Source organism: Thalassospiraceae bacterium LMO-SO8 (assembly GCA_031655335.1).
GTDB lineage: Bacteria > Pseudomonadota > Alphaproteobacteria > Rhodospirillales > Casp-alpha2 > UBA1479.
On the sequence record CP134226.1, the window covers coordinates 130,277 to 152,457 of the forward strand.

Below are 22,181 nucleotides of genomic sequence, written 5' to 3' on the forward strand. Positions count from 1 at the left end.
ATGATGGGCCGCCAACTCGAACCCACAGACGAGGATGGCATGGCCGACCTGAGAGAAGCGCTGACGTTTGACGATGTTCTCCTGGTCCCGGCTGCGTCCAATGTTCTTCCCAACACCGCCGATACGACGACCCGCCTGACCCGCGAGATCACGCTGGGCATTCCGCTTGTGTCCGCCGCCATGGACACGGTGACGGAAAGCGCCCTGGCCATCGCCATGGCCCAGGCCGGCGGCATCGGCGTGCTGCACAAGAACATGACGCCCGAGGATCAGGCCGCCGAGGTCCGCAAAGTCAAAAAATTCGAAAGCGGCATGGTCATCAACCCGGTGACCATGTTCCCCGACCAGACCCTGGCCGACGCGCTGCGCATCAAGGAACATACCGGATTTTCCGGCATGCCCGTGGTCGAACGCGACACGGGCAAACTGGTCGGCATCATCACCAACCGCGACATCCGCTTCGCCGAGAACCTGAAGCAGCCGGTCAGCGAACTGATGACCCAGAACCGGCCGGACCTGCCGCTGATCACGGTCAAGGAGAACGTGTCGCGCGACGAGGCCAAGCGGCTGCTGCACAAGTTCCGCATCGAACGCCTGATCGTGGTCGATGAGGCCTATCGCTGCGTCGGCCTGGTCACGGTCAAGGACATCGAGAAGGAACAAGCCCATCCCAACGCCTGCAAGGACGACCAGGGCCGCCTGCGCGTCGCAGCTGCCACCGGCGTCGGCGACGACGGCCGGGCGCGGGCCGAGGCGCTGATCGACGCCGGGGTCGATGTGGTCGTCGTCGACACCGCCCACGGCCATTCGCAGGGTGTTCTCGACGCCGTCAACATCATCAAGAAAATGTCCAACCGGACCCAGATCATCGGCGGCAACGTGGCCACGCCGGAAGGCGCCAAGGCGTTGATCGACGCCGGGGCCGACGCCGTGAAGATCGGCATCGGGCCGGGCACCATCTGCACCACGCGCATGGTCGCGGGCGTCGGCATGCCGCAATTGTCGGCGATCATGGAATCGGCGGAAGCCTGCGGCAAGGCGGGCGTGCCCTGCATCGCCGACGGCGGCATCAAGTATTCCGGCGACATCGCCAAGGCCATCGCGGCGGGGGCCGAGGCAGTGATGATCGGATCGCTGTTCGCCGGCACGGACGAAAGCCCCGGCGAGGTGTTCCTCTACCAGGGCCGGTCGTTCAAGTCGTACCGGGGCATGGGGTCGCTGGGCGCCATGGCGCGCGGATCGGCCGACCGCTATTTCCAGGCCGAAGTCTCCGACAGCCTGAAACTGGTGCCCGAAGGCGTCGAAGGCCGCGTGCCTTACCGCGGGCCGCTCGGCACCATCGTGCATCAACTGGTCGGCGGCCTGCGGGCGGCCATGGGCTACACCGGCTGTGCCACCATCCAGGAACTGCGCACCAAGCCGGAGATGCGCCGCATCACCGGGGCCGGATTGCGCGAAAGCCACGTCCACGACATCACCATCGCCCGCGAGGCGCCCAACTATCGCTCGGAACCCTAAAAGGCAGGCCCCATGGCGCGCATCGAAACCGGACAGCAATTGCGTGAACTCTATGCCGAGCCCAAGGGCCGCGCTGTCACCAAGGTCTTCCATCGGCTGGAAGAACAATCCCGGCGGTTCATCGCGCTTTGCCCCTTCGTGGTGATCGCGACTCAGGGCCCGGGCGGCGCCGACGTGTCGCCGAAGGGCGACCTGCCCGGCTTCATTCAGGTGCTCGACGACGTCACCGTCGCGATTCCCGACCGCCCCGGCAACAACCGCCTCGACGGCTACGAAAACATCCTGGCGAACCCCGCCGTCGGCCTGATTTTCCTGATTCCCGGCGTGAACGAGACCTTCCGCATCAACGGTACGGGAGAAATCCGCGACGACGCGGACCTGCTCGCCAAGTTCGAGGTTTCCGGCAAACTGCCCAAAAGCTGCCTGGTGGTCACGGTGCAGGAAGCCTTCATGCATTGCGCCAAGGCGTTGATGCGGTCCCGCCTGTGGGACCCGGAGGCCCGCGTCCCGCGCGACGCCCTGCCGACCGCGGCGCAGATGATGTGCGCCCAGACCGGCGATCAGACCATCGCCGACGAAACCAACGAAGAAGCGGCGGCACGCTACAAGGAAGTGCTGTACTGAGCCTGCCTAGCGCGGCCAGCGCGGCAACTGGTCCAACCCCATGTAGGTGATGACCGCCCCCAGGATCACCACGACAATCATGAACGCCAGCAACGTATAGCGGTGGAAATTGCCTTCCGTCGGCGACTTGATCGCATGGATTTTCTGGAACGTGGCGCTGAAATGGGTGGCCACGGCGTGAATGCGCGCAAGCTCGTTATGCTGCCAGAACTGATAGATCACCAGCATGAAGACGCAGGCGCAGGTCATGAGAATGATGAGGCCGGTCAGCGCGCTGACGTATCCCGCCTTGGCCCCGACCAGCTTGGCGATCACCAACAGTCCCATGAAAACCGCCAAGGTCGAGCCCACGGTCCACCATTGCTGGGCCTTGACGAACAGCAGGGCGTCGTTGGCCTTGGTATAAATCAGGGAGAGCTCCGCGCGGATCTCGTCGTCGATGGGATCGGGAACGGGTTCGTCCAGGTCGTCCGATTTGCTGTCAGCCATGATGTGCTCCTTTGCAACTGACGCTTGATCCCGATTATCACGCAAAACCCGTGCCGATACCTCTATGACTTACGTATAGGGTATTGAATCTGTTTAATTTCTTCCGGGGGTCAAATTTTGAATTCCCGGGGATCGATAATGCGCGGCGGCACCTGCGGCGCCTTCAGGGGCGGCTGCGGCGGCGGTTGGATTTCCACGTTGAGGTCGCCCAGGTCTTCCGGCCCCTGCCTGGAAAACGGATTGGTGATGATCAGCACCGAATTGCGCCGGACGGCGTCTTCCAATCCGTCCTGCAACTGTTCGGCGAAACGCGGGTTCCACGGAATCGAATAGTACCGGGGGGCGGTCTCCTCAGGCAGGCGAAGCCACAGGTAGATGGCCTGGCCCTCGTCGAAATCGACGCCGAGCACGATGGCCTTGTCCCGCGTCCGTTCGTACCAGGCGTATTCCATGGGCTTGGGCCGCGACAAAAGCTCAATCAGCTGGACATAGGCCAGCGGCAGGAACAGCGAGACGGCGGCGACCGCGACGAAGCGCACCCAGGTCCGGCGCGGCGCCCATACGGCGAGCGCCCCCAGAACGAAAGCCGTCAGGGTCATCGCCGCGAAGATATAATAGATGATGTCCATGGCCGGTTTCCTTGCCTGGGCCTCAGTGCAATTCGGTGATCAGGGGCTTGCGCAGCTTACTAACGCTGCCTTCGACCAAGTGCCCCTCGCCGTCCAGGCGAAACCGGAAGGCTGTCTCCTCCTGGTTCTTGCCGCGCAGTTCGACCGTGGTTGCGGCGATCTGTTCCGCTTCCTCCAACGGCCGCTTGACGCTCACGACCACCCGCACCGGCACCGTCACCCCCCTGGGCAGCGGGCCGTACATATGAACGTTGACCACGTATTCGCCGGCGGGGACGCCGCGGCTGTAGGTCATTTCGTAATTGCGGTCCGTGGCGTCGCCTTCGATCCCAAGGTCGTCGCGCAGCAGGTTGAAGGTCAGGCCCGACTGGTTCCAGAACCCGACGGGCAGTTCGTTCGGCGCCTTGACCCACAGATCGACGTCGTAGGGCATGTCGTTCGGCCAATGCATTTCGACCATCACGTTGCCGGGCGCCTTGGCCTCTTCCCGCTGTTCCTGGGGTGGCTGCAAATGCGGCAGCAGCATCACCACCATGGCGACGAAGCCGATCAGGGCCAGCAGGATGACGTCCCGGAAAACGGTGCCGGCGGTATCTTCGTCGTCGAAAGTATCGAGTTCTTCCATGACGCTGTGTGGCGGCGTGCCGCCCCTTCCCCCGTCTATTCGGCGGCCCGGCGCCGGGTGGCGGCGGCAGGCAACGGGGCCTGCAAGGCGGCGGTCAGCAGCCGCACCGTGCCCGTGGTCAGAATGCGGTGATTGACGATGAGCCAGACATAGAGGATCGAGCCGACCAGCGTCGTGTTGAGCGCCACGGACATACCGCTGATCAGGGTCGCGACCATGGCGCCGACCTTGTTGGCGTCGGACGCGGCCGTCGGATCGACGCCCGACAGCGCGATGATGAAGCCGATGACCGTGCCGATCAGGCCCAGCAGGACCAGGGAATTGGCGATGTGACGGACCACGACGATGCGGTTGGACAGGGTCAGGCGCAGGATCTGCGCCGCGCGGTCGGCCTCCCGATCGTCGTCGGCGGCAAGGGCGGCCATGTAGGCCACGGCCGGTGACCCGGCCGACAGGCGGCCGTCCTCGACCTCGACCGTCTGGCGGCTGGTCTGCCACACCTTCCACGCCGCCAGCGCCGTGCCGTAGGCGAACACGGCGCAGATCACGCCGGTCAATTCGAGAAGCGGAGCATCGATGATGGGATCGAGCCAGCCCTGAAGATAAGCGGCCCCGACAAACCCGAGGGCGATCACGTTGACCAAAAGGAAATGCGCGACAAGCAGATATCGGTACAGCACCGTCAGACCACTCCCCTGCATCGGGGGTGCGGTCATCCGCACCCGGGAACGCCGCCCTTATACCACGATCTTCTCATGCAGATCGCGATTTCAAACGCACCTCACGCAATTGCGATCCGCCGTCGTCCTTTCCCCCGCCGATGGAAATCCTTGGCCCCCGGGCGGGGCGGCGGGTAATCTCTGGCGCAAAGAAGAACACGTCAACAATCCAGCGACACCAGGGAGCGCGATCCATGACGCCGGGCGCCCGCGTACAGGCCTGCATTGAACTGTTGGCGCAGATCGCCGCCGAGGCGCAGGACGCCAGCGCCGTCATCGACGCTTATTTCCGCACCCGCCGCTATGCCGGGTCCGGCGACCGTCGCACCGTGACACACCGCGTCTATGAAAACCTGCGTCATCGCGCGCGTCTGGACTGGTGGATTCAGCGCACGGGCGTGGCCCTCGATTCAACACCGCGCACCCGCGTGCTGGCCCAGATGGCGGTCTACGAGCGGGTGTCGCCGGACGAGTTGGCGCGCCAGTTCTCGGGCACCCGGCACTGTCCGCCGACCCTCAACAACCGGGAACAGGAACTGGCGGAATCCCTTTACGGCCGCCCGCCCATGCACATCGACATGCCCGACTGGGTGCGCCTGGAATACCCGTCCTGGATGGGGCCCTCCTTACGCGCCATCTTCGGGCCGCGGCTGGAAATGGAACTCCAGGCGCTGAGCCAGACCGCGCCCGTGGACCTGCGCGTCAACACCTTGAAGGCGACGCGGGAACAGGTGCAGGCCGCCTTGACCGGCGACGGCATCGAGGTCGAACCGACGCCGCTGTCCCCCCTTGGCCTGCGCTTGCAATCCCGCGCCCGGCTGGGCGGCACCCATGCCTTCAAGCACGGCCTGTTCGAGGTTCAGGACGAGGGCTCGCAGCTCATCGCGCTGCTGGCCGGCGTGCGTCCGGGCATGACCGTCATCGACTATTGCGCCGGGGCCGGCGGCAAGACCCTGGCCATGGCGGCGGCCCTGGGCCCGGCCGCCAGGTCGGAGGCGGAGGCCGGCGCGCCGCGCGGCCGCCTGATCGCCTGCGACGTATCGCGCTACCGCATGGACCGCATGGCGCCGCGCCTGAAACGCGCCGGCGCCGACATGGTGCGCCGGCAGGTCGTCGCGGCACGCGACGACAGCTGGGTCAAGGCCAACCACGAAATGGCCGATCGGGTGCTGGCCGACGTGCCCTGCACGGGCACGGGGGCCTGGCGGCGCAACCTGGACGCCAAATGGCGGTTCCGCCCCGACGACCTGGAACACCTGATCGAAATGCAACGCCTGATCATGGTTCAGGCGGCATCCCTGGTGGCGCCCAAGGGCCGGCTGATCTACGCGACCTGCTCTCTCCTGCGCGAGGAAAACGAGGAACAGATCGACTGGTTCATGGCCGAGGTTCCCGGTTTCCGGGTTCTGCCGCTGGCCGAGGTCTGGACGGAAACCGTCGGCGGGCCGCTGCCCAACGAAGGCGATTTTTTACGCCTGTCACCGGCATCAACGGGAACCGATGGATTTTTCTGCGCAGTTCTGGGAAAATCAGCTTAACATTGTATACAAAACTAGTCTGCCGGAGAGGAAACCATGCCCACCACGACCAACGACAACCTGCAACCCGCTCAAGGTGCTTCATGTTGGACCGGCCCGCAGTTGGCCGGATCCCGTTCCTGGATCGTCGAAATGTCCGACGCGGACCGCACCGCCGTCATGGGTGCGCTTGACGCCAGCGCCGGCTGCGATCCCTTGACGATGACCGCCGATGATTTTCCCGTCGGCGCCTTTGCCGAGAACCTGGCCGACCTGCGCCGCGAGGCCGCCTTCGGCACCGGATTCTTCCTGTTGCGCACCGGACTGGGGAATTTGGACGAGGAACAGGCCCGGCGGATGATCTGGGGCATGGGCCAGTATCTGGGCATTCCGCAAATCCAGGACGCCCGCCGCACCCTGCTGCACGATGTCCGCGACACCGGCGCCAACCTGCAAAAGCAGGCCGACGTGCGCACCTATCAGACCAACGAGGCACAGCCCTTCCACAACGACGGCGGCGACATCTTCGCGCTGCTGTGCCGGCGTCAGTCGACGGGCGGCGGCAAGTCCCTGATCGTCAGCGCCCATACCGTGTTCAACGAAATCCTCCGCCGCCGGCCGGACCTTGCCAAGGTGTTGACGGAGCCGTTCTATTTCGACGCCCGCGGCCAGGCCCTGCCCGGCCGGCCCTGGTATCAGGCCCTGCCGATATTCCAATTCCATGGCGGGCACTGGTTCGTCATGTACAAGCGCCATTACATCGAACTGGCCCAGCGGTCCGACGAAATCCCGCGTCTGACCGACGCCCAGATCGAAGCCATGGACCTTTTGGACGCGCTTTGCGACGACCCGGCGTTCCATCTGTCGTTCGAAATGTCGCCGGGTGACCTGGTGGTCGGCAACAACTTCACCACCCTGCACGCCCGCACCGCCTTCACGGACCCCGATCCGGCGTCCGGCGAGAAACGGCACATGTTGCGCCTGTGGCTCGGCATCGAAGACGGCCTGGCCTTGCCCCCGGCCTTTGCGGAAACCCGGGAATTCGGCCCCCTTTTCGAAACGACACATCGCATCGCGATATAAAATTTCTTCCGTTGACACAATACCGGAACTTTATTATCGAGATTAACGGTTCGTTATGGTATTGTTGCTACGCTACCAGAAGGTGGAAACGCCTTGTGTGGCGGAGACGTCGGACGAGGCATCGGCGCCAGGGTTTGGAACCTTGGCCCGGGTTGTTCGTTCATCGGGAGAAGACAGATGAAACAGGCCCAGCACACGCAAGCCCCCCGCGAAAGCGATCATCCGTTGGAAGGCCCGCACCCGACCGACTGAGGCCGGGGCCGTTCTTTCCGGATGTTCCCACGTCCGGGCTGCGCTTTAACCGATTCCGGCACGCCGCTTCAACGCTGACGTCAACCGGACAAGTGGGTTCATCACGGGGCCACCGCCGCATCGTCCGCCGGTGCAGACATTCTCCCGCCTTTCCGCTAAAAATCTCAAACGAGGCCCAACACCCAGGGAGCACGCCATGAGTTCCTTCGAAGACGACCTGCGCCGCCAGCAACAGTTCCTGCGCAAGGCGGAGATGCTGATTTCCCAGGCCAACCGCGAAATCATCGGCCCGATGATTCCCGAAATCACCGAGGCCCGGGTCATCAACTTCGCCCGCGCCGTCGCCCATCTGCGCGGGCGCTACCTCCAAGCGGCCTTCAATATCTCCAACGTCGCCGACGGCGAAGCGCCCTCCGACGCCGAGATCACCAACCTGCGCAAGTACCGCGACATTTACGAAGAAGCCAAGAAGGCTTATGAGGAACTCACCCACGCCATCGAACGCGGCTACATCCACATTGCCGAATAAGACCAGCCCGAAAGACTGAATTCTCCCATCATGGACCACGCAGCCCTTGCCCAAGACGTGGCGGCCCTCGCCGCCAAAGCCCAACGCCTGGAAACCCCCGGCCCCAACGGCCCCGCGGTCTGGCACCGCTGGGAAGGCGGCGGCCCGACCCTCGTGCTACTGCACGGCGGATGGGGGTCGTGGACCCACTGGTACCGCTCGATCCCCCTGCTGACCCCCCATTTCACGCTGCTCGCTCCGGACACCCCCGGCTTCGGCGACAGCGGCGCCCCGCCCAAGCCGACCGCGCCGGACGACATCGCCGATATCCTGGTCGCCGGCCTGGACCAGCTTGTGCCGGCGGGCGAGACCTTCCATCTGGCCGGGTTTTCCTTCGGCGGCCTGATCGGCAGCGTCGTCGCGTCGAAGACGCCCGGCCGCTGCCGCAGCTTCGTCATGGTCGGCGCCAGCGGCTTCGGCGTGCTGCACGCCCCGCCCCAGGGCACGGCCCTGGCCGAGGACGGCATGACCGACGACGAGATCGACGAATTGCAGCGCCGCAACCTGCAAATCCTCATGATGCGCGACCCCGCCAACATCGACGATCTGGCCGTGCACATTCATCGCCGCAACCTGGAACGCGGGCGCATCCGCTCGCGACCGATCTCGCTGACCGACCGGCTGCTGCGCGCCCTGCCCGACATCAAGGCATCCATGGCCGGCATCTGGGGTGAATACGACATCACGGTGATGGGCCAGGAAGGCCTGGACAAGCGCCGGGAAATCATCCGCAGCTTCCAACCCGAGGCGCCCTTCCACGTCATCAAGGGCGCCGGCCATTGGGTGATGTACGAAGCGGCGGAGGAATTCGCCGACACCCTGACGGGCACCCTGAAGACCCTCGCCCCCTACTGACCCGCCCTTAAGCCGTTGCGTCGTCCCCGTCCTCGGCCAATAATCGAGGCGAGGGAAGCAACGGAGGCATTGGGCGATGGCGGGCGTGCTCGACACCCTGACGGATTTGTATCGGGAGCAGATGGCGCGTCATCAGAACCGCCCATTCCTGGAGGCCGTGATGTCGGCCGCCGCCCTGGTCTGCGCCGCCGACGGGCAGGTCACCTTTCCCGAACGCATGCGCCTTGACCAGATCGTCGAGGCGATCAAGCAGTTGCAGGTGTTCGACCCGCATGAGGCCGTCGATCTGTTCAACGACTACACGGCGGACATCCAGGACGATCCCAAAACAGGGCGCGAGGCCGCGTTCCGGCGCATCGAACCCGTGGCCGACAACCCCGAAACGGCGTCGCTCATCCTGCGCGTCTGCATGGGCATTCTGGAGGTCGAGGGCGAAGACAACCTGACCGAACAGATCGAGGTCGTCAGCCTGTGTTCGCGCCTCGGCATCGACCCGAAGGACCTGGGCCTCTACGTCGACGACCTGCCGCACATCCCGGACGAAAAGGCGTAATCCGCCCATGGAAGCGATAACGTGGAACCGTTGACCGCCCTCGCCGTCGCCCTGGGCTCCGCCTGGGGCAGCGGGCTGAACCTTTACGCCACCGTGCTGGTGCTGGGCGGGCTCGACGCCTTCGGCGTGATCTCCCTGCCCGACAGCATGGCCGTGCTGTCCTCGACCTGGGTGCTGGCGGCGGCGGCGCTGTTGTATTTCATCGAGTTCTTCGCCGACAAGATCCCCGGCCTGGATTCCATCTGGGACCTGATCCACACCTTCATCCGCATCCCGGCGGGCGCGCTCATGGCGGCGGGCGCCGTGGGCGGGCTGGATTTCATGAACGACGAATTGCAGACCGTGGCCGCGTTGCTCGGCGGCGGCATGATCGCCGCCGGGACCCACGCCGCAAAGGCGGGGGCGCGGGCCGTCATCAATACGTCGCCCGAACCTTTTTCCAACTGGGGCATGAGTCTGTTCGAGGATGTCCTGGTGTTCGGCGGCCTGGCGCTCGCCCTGTTCAACCCGGTCGCCTTCCTGATCGGGCTCGGCCTGTTCGCCCTGCTGGTGATCTGGCTGGTGCCCAAGATCTGGCGCGGCATCGCCCGGTTCTTCGGCGGCTACAAGGACCCGGAAAGCCTGCGCCATCCGAAGGAAAGCATGGCGGGCATGGGATCGGCCGGGTTTTCCGGCGGCCCCGGCGACTGGGCGCCGCCCGATGGCAGCGGTCCCGGGGACGCGCCCACCGCCGGCACGACAGACATCGCCAAGCGGCCCGGAACGGATCCTGCGCCTTAAACCACGTTGGTCGGCGATCCCTTTTTGAAATTCTCGATGTTCTGGATCAACTGTTCCGCCATGGCCGCGCGGGCCGTGTTTCCGGCCCAGGCCGTATGCGGCGTCAGGATGAAATCGGGCCGCCCGACCAGGGCCATGAAGGGGTGATCGGCGGGCGGCGGCTCGCTTGACACCACGTCCATCCCCGCCCCTGCGATCAGGCCGTCGGTCAGGGCCCGGACCAAGGCGTCCTCGTCGATCAGCCCGCCCCGGGCCGTGTTGATGACCAGGGCCGTGCGCTTCATGCGCTTGAATTCATCCAGCCCGATCATGCCGCGCGTTTCCGGCGTCAGGGGGCAATGCAGGGTCAGCACGTCCGCCGTCTCGATCGCCTCGTCCCAGGGGATCAGGGGGGCTTCCGGCGCCGCCACGCCCTTGCGGCCGACGAACACGATCTCCATCCCGAAGCCCTTTGCAATCGTGGCGACGCCCTGGCCGAGCGAGCCCCGCCCGACGACGGCGAGCCGCGTGCCGTACAGGTCGCGCAGTTCGTGGGTGAAAAAGGTGAAGGTGCCGGCGTCCTGCCACTTGCCCGCCTTGACGTCGGCGAGATAGCCGATGATCTGGCGCCGCAGGGTGAGGATCAGGCCGAAGGCGTGTTCGGGCACCGAATGTTCCGCATAGCCGCGCACGTTGCACACGGTAATGCCCCGCGCCTTGGCCGCCGCCAGATCGATGATGTCCGTGCCCGTGGCGCAGACGGCGATCAGCTTCAACCCCGGTGCCGCGTCCATGTCGGCGGCCCCCACCTTGACCTTGTTGGTGACGACGATGGCCGCGTCCTTGATGCGGTCCGCGACCGCGCCCGGCCTGGTTTCGTCGTGATCCACCCATTGATGGGGAAAACCGGGGGCGCGTAACGTCGTGCCGGGGGCAAGGGACCCGTGGTCGAGAAAGACGATGGTATCGGTCATGGCGGGGACTTTCAGGCTGGGAATCACACCCCGTACTTATCGACGGCCCGGTCGTTCCATTCAATGCCGATGCCGGGTTTTTCCGCAGGGTGGCAATGGCCGTCGACCACCGGCAGCCCCTCGACCAGGACCGGTTCAGCCCAGTCCACGTATTCCAGCCAGTGGCGGGTCGGCGTCGCGGCCAACAGGTGCACGCTGACTTCGGGGTACAGATGGCTGGAGATCGGCAGGTGGGCCGCCGCCGCCAGCTTGGCCGCGCCCAGCCAGCCGGTGACGCCGCCGATCTTGCCCGCGTCGGGCATGAAGTAATCGCAGGCGCCGGCGGCCATGCATTTCGCCATTTCGCCGGGGAACCAGCAGTTCTCGCCGGTCTGGATTTTCGTCTTCACCACCGCGCGCAGCGCCGCATGGCCGTAGAAGTCGTCGTAATGGACCGGCTCCTCGACCCAATAGAGCCCCTCACCGTCCAGCGCCTTGACCCGGCGGATGACCTCTTCCACGTCCTGGCTTTGGTTGTAGTCGCTCATCAGGGGCGCGTCGGGGCCGATCGCGGCCTTGACCGCGCGGGTCACGGCGACGTCTTCCGCCAGCGTCGGATAGCCCAGGCGCAGCTTGACCGCGTTGAAGCCTTCGTCGAGAAGCGCCCGCGCCTCCACCGCCGCCGCCTCGGCCCCGATCATGCCGAGGCCCTTGGAGTTGTAGGCGGGGATCGCCACCGCCTCGGCCTCCAAAAGCCGATAGAGCGGCAGGTTCCGGGATTTCCCGAGAGCATCCCACAGCGCCATGTCGAGGCCGGAGATCGCCTGCCCCGCCACCCCCTTGGCGCCCAACAGGCGGAAGGCGGCCCAGAGTTCCGCCTGAACCGCCCGAGGGTCGAGCGCCTTGCCCGTCACCTTGTCCGCCAGCACCTCGTACATGGCCATGATCGGTTTCAAGGCCCAGGTGTGATAGGCGAAGGAATAGGCGCGACCGACGATGCCCGATGCCGTTTCCACGTCGACCAGCACCAGAGGGGCCTCCGACACGGCCCCGCCCGCCGTCGCCAGCGGCCGGCGCATGGGCACGACCACGGGCCGGGCGGTCAGGCGTGCGATGGTCTCGGTCATTGGTCGGTCTCCTGAAAACGATCAAGGCGCAGGCGATGGCGCGGATCGGTGATACGCCAGACGGCGGCATAGATCGCCAGGGTGGCGCCGATGCCGGTCGCCCCGCCGATCAGGAACATGACCAGCAATTGATACTTCACGGCCTCGACCGGGTCGGCGCCGGCCAAAATCTGGCCCGTCATCATGCCCGGCAAGGCCACCACCCCCGTCGCCGCCATGGAATTGATGGTCGGCATCAGGGCCGTCTTGAGGGCCCGGCGAACGAAGGGCCGAAGCGCCACCTCGCGCGGGAAGCCCAGGGCGATCTGCGCCTCGACCGCCCAACGTTCGCGCACGACCGTGTTGAACAAGGTGTTGAGACCCAGGCTGATCCCGGTCATCGCGTTGCCCAGGATCATGCCCAGGATGGGCACGGCATAACGCGCATCCCACCAGGGGTCGGGCTTGAGCTGCGTCGTCAGCGCCAGGCAGGTCACCGAAATGGCGGCGAAGGTCATGGTCGAGACGCCGATGCCGTAGGACCACCAGCCGGTCAGCTTGCGGTCCTGGCGGTTCATGATCTCGTAGCCGGCGAAGCCGACCATGATCGCCACCACGCCGAGCGTCAGCCAGGGCGACTGCTGCGCGAACAGCGCCTTCAGGACCAGGCCGACCAGCAGCAGCTGCACCGTCATGCGGAGCGCCGCGATGGCCAGGGAGCGGGTGATGCCGAGGCCGAGCCACAGGGAGATCCCGCCGTTGAGAACCAGCAGCAGGGCCGCCAGGGCGAGGTCGAGCGCCGACAGGGGAATGGCCTGGCTGGTCATGCGGACAGCCTGCCTTCCTTCATGGTCAACAGCCGCTTACCGAGCCGCGCCGCCTGTTCCTTGGCATGGGTCGCCAGAATGACGATGCCGCCGTCCATCAGGAAATCATGGATCACGCCTTCGACCAGGGCCGTCGCTTCCTGGTCCAAGGCTCCGGTGGGCTCGTCCATCAGCAGCACCCGGGGCCCGCGGTCGAAGGCCCGGGCGATGGCCAGGCGCTGGCGCTCGCCGGTCGACAGGCGCGACACGGGCCAGGTCAGGGCGTCGGCCTTGAAGCCCAGGCGTTGCAGCACGCCGGTGACCGCCTCCGGATCCTCGAAATGGTCGCCGACCCGGTCTTCCCACCAGCCCGATTCCGGGCCGACGTACATCACCTGGCGGCGCCACTCGGGCCCGGTCATGGACATCCGTTCGCGGCCGTCCAGGGTGATGTCGCCCTCCGCCGGGTCGAGGTCGGCAAGCGCCCGCAACATCAGGCTTTTGCCCGAGCCGGACGGCCCCATGACGGCGATGCAGTCGCCCGCGTCCAGGTCCAGGTCGTCGACCTGCACCAGACGCGCGCGGAGATTTCGGATCGACAGCATGGGAGGGATATTAGGGGGCGGCCCGGAACGTGGCGACAGAATAATCGGCGCGGTTTATCTGGCGCCCGTCTCCCACAGGCCGCGGCGCTGGGCCTTGGCCTGCGCCTCGTGGCCGGTATAGCGTTCGGTCGCCAGGGCATCGGCCCGGGCAAAGCCGTGGGCGACCATGTACTGGCCGATGTCCTCGTCGCCGAGGAAGCATTGCGCCGAGATCACGCCGCCGAATTTGCTTTCCTTCTGCTCACAGCGGATCTCTCCCGTCTTCACTTTTTCCTGCAATTGCGCGGCGGCATACAGGCCGCAGCGGATCATCCGGCCCGACGGATGCGGGCACAACTGGTCCAGGCCGAACGCCGTGATGCCCCAAAGATCGACGATCTGGCCGTCGACGCATTTCGTGTGGCGGCGCGTGCCGCCGATCATCAGGGTGTCGCCGTCCATCACGCAGGCGCGCCCCTTCAGCCCCCCGTCGTCGCCGTCGGGCGAACAGGCGACCACCAGAAGCAACAGGCAACCTGTTACGGCCAAAGCATTTTTCATGGCGGACATATTACCAGAATCCGAAATAATCGGCGATATGACCGAAGGCCAGCCCCATCCGCGGGCGGAATTCCTTGACCTCGCCCACGTTAACCCCCAGATTCCCCCTGTTCCGACGGGGGGCCCCGATAGGGGGCTGAGATTCCGACGGCCGCGCCGTAGCCAAACTGGCGAAGGCGGGCAACGCGGTGACCCTTCGAACCTGATCCGGAGCAATGCCGGCGTAGGGAACGGAACCCCCAAAGGGGCTCTTCTATTTTTTCTCCCACGCGCCGTTATTCGCCGGACCGTTTGAGCGACCATTCGATAACGCGACCTTGGGAGTCCTGATCCATGAACGTCATCCGCAAACCCACCACCGGCGATGTCACCACCGGGCCGCTGCCCGCGTCGAACAAGATTTTCGTCGAAGGCACCCTGCCGGGGGTCCAGGTGCCCATGCGCGAAATCCACGTCCACGAAAGCGCCATGGAAGCGCCGACGGTGGTCTACGACACCTCGGGCCCCTACACGGACCCCAAGGCCTATATCGACATCGAGGCCGGCCTGCCCAAGGTCCGCCAGGAATGGATTTTGGCGCGCGGCGACACGGAACCCTATGACGGCCGCGACGTGAAGCCGGAAGACAACGGCAACGTGGACGACGACCACCTGGTCCCCGAATTTCCCGTGCGCAACGCGCCGCGCCGCGCCATCGGCGACACGCCGGTGACGCAGATCGCCTACGCCCGCCAGGGCATCATCACCCCGGAAATGGAATACATCGCGATCCGCGAGAACATGCTGCGCGAACGCCTGCCGGCGGACGTCCTGCGCAAGGCCAAGGACGGGGCGGAAAGCTTCGGCGCCTCGATCCCCGATTTCATGACCGCCGAATTCGTGCGCGACGAGATCGCCCGCGGCCGCGCCATCATCCCCAACAACATCAACCACCCGGAAACGGAGCCGATGATCATCGGCCGGAACTTCCTGGTTAAGATCAACGCCAACATCGGCAACTCGGCCGTGACGTCGTCGGTCGCGGAAGAAGTGGACAAGATGGTGTGGGCCATCCGCTGGGGTGCCGACACGGTCATGGACCTGTCGACCGGCCGCAACATCCACAATATCCGCGAATGGATCATCCGCAACTCGCCCGTGCCGATCGGCACCGTGCCGATCTATCAGGCGCTGGAAAAGGTCGACCGGGCCGAGGACCTGACCTGGGAAATCTACCGCGACACCCTGATCGAACAGTGCGAACAGGGCGTCGACTATTTCACCATCCACGCCGGCATCCGCCTGCGTCACATCCACCTGACCGCCGACCGGGTCACGGGCATCGTCTCGCGGGGTGGCTCGATCATCGCCCAGTGGTGCCTGGCCCATCACAAGGAATCGTTCCTCTACGACCATTTCGAGGACATCTGCGACATCATGCGGGCCTACGACGTCACCTTCTCCCTCGGTGACGGCTTCCGCCCCGGCTCCTCCGCCGACGCCAACGACGCGGCCCAGTTCGCCGAACTGGAAACGCTGGGCGAGCTGACCCAGGTCGCCTGGAAGAAGGACTGCCAGGTGATGATCGAAGGCCCCGGCCACGTGCCGATGCACAAGATCAAGATGAACATGGAAAAGCAGCTGAAGGTCTGCGGCGAGGCCCCGTTCTATACCCTGGGGCCGCTGGTCACCGACATCGCCCCCGGCTACGACCACATCACGTCGGGCATCGGGGCGGCCATGATCGGCTGGTTCGGCACGGCCATGCTGTGCTACGTGACGCCGAAGGAGCACCTCGGCCTGCCCGACCGCAACGACGTGAAGGAAGGCGTGATCACCTACAAGATCGCGGCCCATGCCGCCGACGTGGCCAAGGGGCACCCGGGGGCCGCCGCCCGCGACGACGCGCTCTCCCGTGCGCGCTTCGAATTCCGCTGGGAAGACCAGTTCAACCTCGGCCTCGACCCGGACCGGGCCCGCGACTTCCACGACCAGACGCTTCCGAAAGACGCGCACAAGACGGCGCACTTCTGCTCCATGTGCGGACCCAAGTTCTGCGCCATGGAAATCACCAACCTGGTTCGTGATTATGCGAAAGAAGGCATGGACGAGATGTCGGAGAAGTTCAAGGAAGAGGGCGCCGAGCTCTACAAGGAAGACTATCTCGACAAGAAGGCAGCGGCGGGCGACGACGACTGACCGCCACCCCCCTCCTCTCCACCGAATACGAAAAGGCCGGGCATTGCCCGGCCTTTTCCTTTGCCCACTCTCCGCATGACCTCGGTCAATGCGGTTTCCCTCGCTCCGGGCGATGCTGCGCGCTCCATCGAAGCAAGAGACGAGGCCCCGAGGACATGTCCGCATCCGAACAAGCGAAGAAGATCAGCCGCTATCCCGTGCCCGAGGTGATCGACCTGCCGGACGACCTGCGCGAGATGATCCTCGCCGTGCAGGAAAAGGCTGGGTTCATCCCCAACGTGTTCCTGGCGCTGGCCCACCGGCCGGAAGAACTGCGCGCCTTCATGGCCTACCACGACGCGCTGATGGAAAAGGACGGGGGCCTTTCCAAGGCCGAGCGCGAGATGATCGTCGTCGCGACCTCGGCCAAGAACGATTGCCTGTACTGCGTGGTCGCGCACGGTGCGATCCTGCGCATCCGGGCGAAGAACCCCTTGATCGCCGACCAAGTCGCCGTGAACTACCGCAAGGCCGACATCTCGCCGCGCCAGCGCGCCATGCTGGATTTCGCCATGAAGGTCTCGCAAGACGCGGGTGCGATCGAGGACACAGATCTGGCAGCCCTGACAGCCCATGACTTCGACGACGAGGACATCTGGGACATCGCCGCCATCGCCGCGTTCTTCGCGCTGTCAAACCGCATGGCAAATTTCACCGCCATGCGACCCAACAATGAATTCTATACCTTGGGGCGCGGGTGATCGCGGCGCGCTAAGCCCCCAAATACGCCCTCCGAAACGCGATCCGGCATTCCGCCGGGTTGAAGTTGCGTTTGAAGGCCGTGGGGTCACCGGGCAGGACGCGGCACCACAGGAAGCGGGGGCCGGGGGCCGTGCGGATGAAATCGTGGGCGTCGGCGATCTGGTCGGCGGAGGTGATTTCCTTCACGCTGGGGAAGCCCGCGCCCTGGGCGATCAGGCCCAGATTGGTGCGGTGGACCGTGTGGCCTTCCTGGCCGCCCGTTTCCCCATGCGTGCCGTTGTCGATGCAGACGACGGTGAGGTTCGCGGGCCCCTGGGTCGCTACCGTGTTGAGAGAGCCCAGGCCCATCTGCAATTCGCCGTCGCCGGTGATGACGGCGACCTGCTTTTCCGGGGCCGAGAGCGCCATGCCGAGGCCGGTGGCGACGGCGGAGCCCATGCAGCCGGCCATGGTGAACAGGTTGGGGCCGTCGTTGGTCAGCCCGGCCGCGTCCTTGGACGAGCCCGCCAGGCCCGAGACGAACAGCCACTTGTCCTGATCCGGAAACAGGGGGGCCAGAAGCGCGCGGCGGTCGAGGGTGATGCTTGCCATGATATGTCTCTCCCCGATCAGAACGCTTTGGCGCCCAGAAACTTCTGGGTCAGGATCAGGGCGGCGCCCTGACAGTTGCGGAAGGCGGCGTTGATGGCGGCCTGGGCCGCGCCCTCGAGCTCGTCGCGGCGGTCGACGCGGAAAATCGCCACGCCCATGGCTTCCAGGATCTTGTCCACGGCCTGGCCCATGGGGTACTGCCAGGGGTTCTGTTCGCCATAGTCGCCGCGCATGGACACCATCATCAGGCAGGGAAAGTTCCCGCCCTTGGAAAAGCTGAGGTAGTTGGGGCAGTTGCCCACGCCCGACGACTGCATCATCAGGACCGACTTCTTGCCGACCAGATCGGCGCCCGCCGCCATGGCGACGCCCTCTTCCTCGGTGGTCAGCAGGACCAGGCGGGTTTCGTTGTCTTCCTCGGCCAGTTCGGCCAGGCGCGCGTTGCCGGCGTCGGGGATATAGGTGAACAGGTCCACGCCCGCGTCCTTGAACTGACGGAACAGAACCTGCGACCACTCGTCGTGGGGATGCTTGGACATCTCGATTGTTTCCTCCCTAGTCCGGCGTTGCGCCGGTCGCGGGCGTTATGGGCCGCCCTTCGAAGGTTATTGTATACAATCCCTGCGGGCGGCGCGGAACCCCCCTCGTGGCCCGCATCACCTATCCGGTTTCCGCCTGCGCACACCCGCGCTACCATGGGGCATTGATGACATTGAAAGACGGGAGCCGCCCCATGAAACGCCTGTTCGCCGCCCTGGCCGTCGCCGCCCTGATCTTCGCCCTGCCCGCCACGGTCAGCGCCCATGACACGGGCAAGCTGCACTTCCACGGCGAACAATTGGGCCAAGCCCCGGGCCATGTCTGTTTCAGCAACTGCATCGAACAGAACGGTGCGGACGCCAAGGCCTCCTGCGCCATGCAATGCGGCGTTGCAGGTAATTCGGGATCGGGCATGGGCCAGGGGCAGAAGGACTGCGGGGCATTGTTCAAGCAATGCCGCAAGGCCTGCGGGTCCGACAAGGCCTGCCAGACCCAGTGCCGCGACGCGCGCAAGCAGTGCTATTAGGCTGAGGCGAACGCCCGCCGATCACTTCCCGCCGGAGAGTATCTCTTTGCAGATCACCGCCATCTCGCCCATGGCGGCGTCGTTCAACGGCTGGCCGTTGAAGGTCATGGCGCCCGTGTTGATGTTGAAGCGCACGGTGCCGACGTTCAATTCCATCCCGGCACTTTTCGCCACGGTTTCCCGCGCCGCGAGCGCCGCCGCGTCGGCGGTGGCCGAGGCCGAAGCGGCGGTTGACGCCTTCGTGCTGGCCGACTGAGCCGTGGCGTCGGGGGTGTAGCCGGCGGCTTCGGCCGCCGTTTTGGCCGCGTTGGCGCCGGACAGCGCCGCCGACACATCGTTGGCGGCGGCGGCGTTCTGGGTCGCGGTGTAATAGGTCTGCGTCGCCGCAAGACTGGTCTGCGCCGATGCGGCGGTCGCGGTCGCCGTGGCGGCGGCGGCGGCCAGGGCCGCGTCATTGGGCGCGGCGGCGGCGGCGGCGGTGGCGGCCTCGGCGGCGGCGGCGGCCGTGGTATAGGCGTCCTGCGCCCCCGACACGGACAATGCCGCCGAGGACACGGCGGCATCGGTCGCGGCGGCCGATTTCTCGGCGGCCAGGGCGGTGGCCTTGTCGGCGGCCAGTTGGTCCTCGGCCCCGCCCAGATAGGCGGTCAGGTCCTTGGTCACGTTGAATTCGAACACGTCGGGCAGGACCATCTTGAACCCGCCCGACAGGTCCGCCGGAGCCACCGCCTTGCCGCGCGCGTCGACCCCGGGTTTGTAGGCGACGTCGCCGCTGGGCTGATGGCGAAGCAGCCGGCGGCAGTCCCGTTTCGAGATCCTCGCCTTCGCTTCCGCCGGGGCCGCCGGGGCCGCCGCCGGAGCCTGCGCCGGGGACTGTGTCTGCGCGGCGGCGGGGCCGGCCAGCAGAACCGCCGCCAGCACGGCGGCGGCAGGCGCGCAGGTGGTGAATGTCGATGTCGTCATGGCTATGGTTCCGTTCCCGGCAGGGTCTCGATCATTTTCAAGGGCGCCGGTGTCGATTCCGTTAACGGCCGGCCCCGGGCCGCGCTGCTCGGCACAAGATATATGGGCGTGAATTCAACAATTTACATCACTGAGCAATTCCTTAGTTCAAAAGTGAACAGCACCGCATATGATTGAGTGATAATATTAACCATATCCCTCCGTTGGATGCGGGGGGAGGGCATTGGATAAGGGGAGCATCGGTGAACCTTTATTTTGCAGGGGCCGCCCTCGGCACAACGATGTCGGCGGCCGTTACGGCCGTCTGGATTCTCGGGCCTGGCGGCTCGATTGACGGCGTCGGCGCGCAATCGGCGGCGCGCACCGGTCAGGTCTATGACATGCAGGTCTCACCCTATTTGGCGCGGGTCGATTACCAGGGCGGATCGTCGGCCCTGGTGCCCATTTCCATCGCCTTCCGGGTGACCGACAAACAGGCGGGCGCGGAGTTCTGCCGCGACCTTGCGCGCGTCCAGATGGAAGTGAAATCCTTCATGCAGGCCAACGTGCGGGGGCCGTTCTCCTGGCCGAACGTCGCCGCCTCGGGCCTGGACAAGCAGTTGGCCGACCGCATCAACGGCGTGCTCGGCCGCCACGTGATCGACCGCGTGTTCATGGCCGCCGGCGACCAGGGCGTGGGCGACCGCCCGACCAGCTGCGCCCGCCTGGCGCGCATGTAGGCCGGACACGGCCCGCCGCCGTTTTTCCTGCGAATTTTTCCGATGTATCGGGACATCTCCGGGCGTGACTCAGGGGTGGGTTCGCGATAGAAGCACCCCATGTCTCAAGCGTCACACAACGATCTTCACGCGGAAAAAATCCTGATCGTCGATTTCGGCTCCCAGGTGACGCAATTGATCGCGCGCCGGGTCCGGGAATCGGGCGTTTACTGCGAGATCCACCCCTTCAACACCGTCGACGAGGCCTTCATCCAGGCGTTCGCGCCCAAGGGCGTTATCTTGTCGGGCGGGCCCGCCTCCGTGCACGAGCAGACGACCCCCAGGGCGCCCCAGGCCCTGTTCGACGCCGCGTCCGCCGTGGGCACCCTGCCCGTGCTCGGCATCTGTTACGGCGAGCAGACCATGGTCGCCCAGACCGGCGGCGAGGTGGAGCCCTCCAACCACCGGGAATTCGGCCGCGCCTTCATCCAGGTGACCGAGGACTGCCCCCTGTTCGCGGGCGTATGGGCCAAGGGCGAAAAACACCAGGTGTGGATGAGCCACGGCGACAAGATCATCCGCGTGCCCGACGGCTTCCGCCCCGTGGCCGTATCCGACGGCTCGCCCTTCGCCGCCATCGCTCACTCTTCGGGCCGCATGTTCGGCGTGCAGTTCCATCCCGAGGTCGTGCACACCCCCGACGGGGCCAAGCTGCTGGCCAATTTCGTGCACAAGATCGCGGGCTGCGCCGGCGACTGGACCATGGCCGCGTTCAAGGACGAGGCGATCCAGAAGGTCCGCGATCAGGTCGGCGACGGCCGGGTGATCTGCGGGCTGTCGGGCGGCGTCGATTCATCGGTCGTCGCCGTGCTGCTGCACGAAGCGATCGGCGATCAGCTGACCTGCGTGTTCGTCGACCACGGCCTGATGCGCGAGGGCGAGGCCGATCAGGTCGTCTCCCTGTTCCGCGACACCTACAACATCCCGCTTGTCCACCGCGATGCCTCGGACCTGTTCCTGGGCGAACTGGACGGCGTGACCGACCCCGAGATCAAGCGCAAGACCATCGGCAAGCTGTTCATCGACGTGTTCGAGGAAGAGGCCAAGAACGTGGGCGGCGCCAAGTTCCTGGCCCAGGGCACGCTCTATCCCGACGTCATCGAAAGCGTGTCGTTCACGGGCGGACCCAGCGTCACCATCAAGTCCCACCATAACGTGGGCGGCCTGCCGGAACGCATGGACATGGCCCTGGTCGAACCCTTGCGCGAACTGTTCAAGGACGAGGTCCGCGCACTCGGCCGCGAACTGGGCCTGCCCGAGACCTTCGTCGGCCGCCATCCCTTCCCCGGCCCCGGCCTGGCGATCCGCATTCCCGGCGCCATCTCGCGCGACAAGCTCGACATCCTGCGCAAGGCCGACGTGATCTACCTGGACGAGATCCGCAACGCCGGGCTGTACGACACCATCTGGCAGGCCTTCGCCGTGCTGCTGCCGGTGCAGACCGTGGGCGTGATGGGCGACGCCCGGACCTACGATTTCGTCTGCGCGCTGCGCGCCGTGACCTCGACCGACGGCATGACCGCGGACTACTACCCCTTCGACCACGAATTCCTGGGCCGCACGGCCAACCGCATCATCAACGAGGTCAAGGGCATCAACCGCGTCGTCTACGACGTGACGTCCAAGCCGCCCGGCACCATCGAATGGGAATAGCCGAGCGCGACCGGCCCGCCAACCGGAGCG

25 protein-coding genes and 1 riboswitch are annotated in these 22,181 nt (G+C 65.7%); of the genes, 13 read left to right on the forward strand and 12 right to left on the reverse strand.

Annotation, left to right across the window (positions count from 1 at the left end; all coding sequences use genetic code 11):
• The first annotated feature begins 39 nt into the window (after nt 1-39).
• Together guaB and RJ527_00640 are read left to right on the forward strand one after the other, a co-directional pair.
• Nucleotides 40-1,518: an IMP dehydrogenase gene (gene guaB, locus RJ527_00635; protein WND76262.1), complete on the forward strand. Its 1,479-nt coding sequence runs from the start codon at nt 40-42 to the stop codon at nt 1,516-1,518.
• 12 nt (nt 1,519-1,530) lie between these two features.
• A complete protein-coding gene (locus RJ527_00640) occupies nt 1,531-2,142 on the forward strand; it encodes a pyridoxamine 5'-phosphate oxidase family protein (GenBank protein ID WND76263.1) in 612 nt (203 codons plus the stop codon).
• A 6-nt stretch (nt 2,143-2,148) separates the two neighbouring features.
• Here the strand turns inward: RJ527_00640 and RJ527_00645 are convergent, their stop codons facing one another.
• From RJ527_00645 to RJ527_00660, 4 genes are all read right to left on the reverse strand, one after another.
• Nucleotides 2,149-2,631, reverse strand: coding sequence for a hypothetical protein (locus RJ527_00645; GenBank protein ID WND76264.1), 483 nt, complete (start codon nt 2,629-2,631; stop codon nt 2,149-2,151).
• A 110-nt stretch (nt 2,632-2,741) separates the two neighbouring features.
• Nucleotides 2,742-3,260 carry a hypothetical protein gene (locus RJ527_00650; GenBank protein ID WND76265.1) on the reverse strand — a complete coding sequence of 173 codons (519 nt, stop codon included), beginning with the start codon at nt 3,258-3,260 and terminating at the stop codon, nt 2,742-2,744.
• 22 nt (nt 3,261-3,282) lie between these two features.
• Entirely contained in the window at nt 3,283-3,885 is a 603-nt protein-coding gene (locus tag RJ527_00655) for a hypothetical protein (protein WND76266.1), read from the reverse strand.
• A gap of 35 nt (nt 3,886-3,920) precedes the next feature.
• Complete coding sequence (locus RJ527_00660; GenBank protein WND76267.1) at nt 3,921-4,601, reverse strand: MotA/TolQ/ExbB proton channel family protein; 681 nt, start codon at nt 4,599-4,601, stop codon at nt 3,921-3,923.
• Between the two features lie 197 nt (nt 4,602-4,798).
• Here RJ527_00660 and RJ527_00665 point away from each other — a divergent pair, with 197 nt between their 5' ends.
• From RJ527_00665 to RJ527_00690, 6 genes are all read left to right on the forward strand, one after another.
• On the forward strand, nt 4,799-6,142 hold the full coding sequence (locus RJ527_00665) for an RsmB/NOP family class I SAM-dependent RNA methyltransferase (GenBank protein ID WND76268.1): 1,344 nt from the start codon (nt 4,799-4,801) through the stop codon (nt 6,140-6,142).
• A gap of 36 nt (nt 6,143-6,178) precedes the next feature.
• Nucleotides 6,179-7,204, forward strand: a complete 1,026-nt coding sequence (locus RJ527_00670; GenBank protein ID WND76269.1) for a TauD/TfdA family dioxygenase — start codon at nt 6,179-6,181, stop codon at nt 7,202-7,204.
• Between the two features lie 448 nt (nt 7,205-7,652).
• Nucleotides 7,653-7,985, forward strand: a complete 333-nt coding sequence (locus RJ527_00675; GenBank protein ID WND76270.1) for a hypothetical protein — start codon at nt 7,653-7,655, stop codon at nt 7,983-7,985.
• Nucleotides 7,986-8,015: 30 nt separating this feature from the next.
• The gene (locus tag RJ527_00680) at nt 8,016-8,879 is read left to right on the forward strand and encodes an alpha/beta hydrolase (protein WND76271.1); all 864 of its coding nucleotides are present in this window, start codon (nt 8,016-8,018) and stop codon (nt 8,877-8,879) included.
• A 76-nt stretch (nt 8,880-8,955) separates the two neighbouring features.
• Nucleotides 8,956-9,432: a TerB family tellurite resistance protein gene (locus RJ527_00685; GenBank protein WND76272.1), complete on the forward strand. Its 477-nt coding sequence runs from the start codon at nt 8,956-8,958 to the stop codon at nt 9,430-9,432.
• 21 nt (nt 9,433-9,453) lie between these two features.
• Nucleotides 9,454-10,212 carry a DUF4126 domain-containing protein gene (locus RJ527_00690; GenBank protein WND76273.1) on the forward strand — a complete coding sequence of 253 codons (759 nt, stop codon included), beginning with the start codon at nt 9,454-9,456 and terminating at the stop codon, nt 10,210-10,212.
• Here the strand turns inward: RJ527_00690 and RJ527_00695 are convergent.
• Genes RJ527_00695 through RJ527_00715 form a run of 5 tightly spaced genes read right to left on the reverse strand, consistent with a single transcriptional unit; the run spans nt 10,209 to nt 14,210 of the window.
• Complete coding sequence (locus RJ527_00695) at nt 10,209-11,165, reverse strand: D-2-hydroxyacid dehydrogenase (GenBank protein WND76274.1); 957 nt, start codon at nt 11,163-11,165, stop codon at nt 10,209-10,211. The two genes, RJ527_00690 and RJ527_00695, sit on opposite strands and share 4 nt — an antisense overlap.
• Before the next feature lie 23 nt (nt 11,166-11,188).
• Nucleotides 11,189-12,271, reverse strand: a complete 1,083-nt coding sequence (locus RJ527_00700) for an enolase C-terminal domain-like protein (GenBank protein ID WND76275.1) — start codon at nt 12,269-12,271, stop codon at nt 11,189-11,191.
• Nucleotides 12,268-13,077: an iron export ABC transporter permease subunit FetB gene (gene fetB, locus RJ527_00705; GenBank protein WND76276.1), complete on the reverse strand. Its 810-nt coding sequence runs from the start codon at nt 13,075-13,077 to the stop codon at nt 12,268-12,270. The genes RJ527_00700 and fetB overlap by 4 nt, the downstream gene beginning before the upstream one ends.
• Entirely contained in the window at nt 13,074-13,661 is a 588-nt protein-coding gene (locus RJ527_00710; protein WND76277.1) for an ABC transporter ATP-binding protein, read from the reverse strand. The genes fetB and RJ527_00710 overlap by 4 nt, the downstream gene beginning before the upstream one ends.
• Nucleotides 13,662-13,715: 54 nt before the next feature.
• Nucleotides 13,716-14,210 (reverse strand): thermonuclease family protein, encoded by a 495-nt coding sequence (locus RJ527_00715; GenBank protein WND76278.1) that lies wholly within the window; start codon nt 14,208-14,210, stop codon nt 13,716-13,718.
• Nucleotides 14,211-14,307: 97 nt separating this feature from the next.
• Nucleotides 14,308-14,448: riboswitch (TPP riboswitch) on the forward strand.
• Nucleotides 14,449-14,534: 86 nt separating this feature from the next.
• Between RJ527_00715 and thiC the strand changes: the two genes are divergently transcribed.
• The gene (gene thiC / locus RJ527_00720) at nt 14,535-16,379 is read left to right on the forward strand and encodes a phosphomethylpyrimidine synthase ThiC (GenBank protein ID WND76279.1); all 1,845 of its coding nucleotides are present in this window, start codon (nt 14,535-14,537) and stop codon (nt 16,377-16,379) included.
• 155 nt (nt 16,380-16,534) lie between these two features.
• Complete coding sequence (locus RJ527_00725; protein ID WND76280.1) at nt 16,535-17,119, forward strand: peroxidase-related enzyme; 585 nt, start codon at nt 16,535-16,537, stop codon at nt 17,117-17,119.
• Nucleotides 17,120-17,129: 10 nt separating this feature from the next.
• Here RJ527_00725 and RJ527_00730 read toward each other — a convergent pair whose 3' ends face one another.
• Nucleotides 17,130-17,711 carry a thiamine pyrophosphate-dependent enzyme gene (locus tag RJ527_00730; protein WND76281.1) on the reverse strand — a complete coding sequence of 194 codons (582 nt, stop codon included), beginning with the start codon at nt 17,709-17,711 and terminating at the stop codon, nt 17,130-17,132.
• 17 nt (nt 17,712-17,728) lie between these two features.
• Entirely contained in the window at nt 17,729-18,250 is a 522-nt protein-coding gene (locus RJ527_00735) for a thiamine pyrophosphate-binding protein (protein ID WND76282.1), read from the reverse strand.
• Between the two features lie 194 nt (nt 18,251-18,444).
• Here RJ527_00735 and RJ527_00740 point away from each other — a divergent pair, with 194 nt between their 5' ends.
• Nucleotides 18,445-18,777 (forward strand): hypothetical protein, encoded by a 333-nt coding sequence (locus RJ527_00740; protein ID WND76283.1) that lies wholly within the window; start codon nt 18,445-18,447, stop codon nt 18,775-18,777.
• Nucleotides 18,778-18,798: 21 nt separating this feature from the next.
• On the opposite strand, the gene RJ527_00745 is transcribed toward RJ527_00740, so the two are convergent.
• Complete coding sequence (locus RJ527_00745) at nt 18,799-19,740, reverse strand: hypothetical protein (protein WND76284.1); 942 nt, start codon at nt 19,738-19,740, stop codon at nt 18,799-18,801.
• A 242-nt stretch (nt 19,741-19,982) separates the two neighbouring features.
• On the opposite strand from RJ527_00745, the gene RJ527_00750 reads away from it, so the two are divergent.
• A complete protein-coding gene (locus tag RJ527_00750; GenBank protein ID WND76285.1) occupies nt 19,983-20,459 on the forward strand; it encodes a hypothetical protein in 477 nt (158 codons plus the stop codon).
• 99 nt (nt 20,460-20,558) lie between these two features.
• Nucleotides 20,559-22,151 (forward strand): glutamine-hydrolyzing GMP synthase, encoded by a 1,593-nt coding sequence (guaA, locus tag RJ527_00755; GenBank protein WND76286.1) that lies wholly within the window; start codon nt 20,559-20,561, stop codon nt 22,149-22,151.
• Nucleotides 22,152-22,181 lie beyond the last annotated feature (30 nt).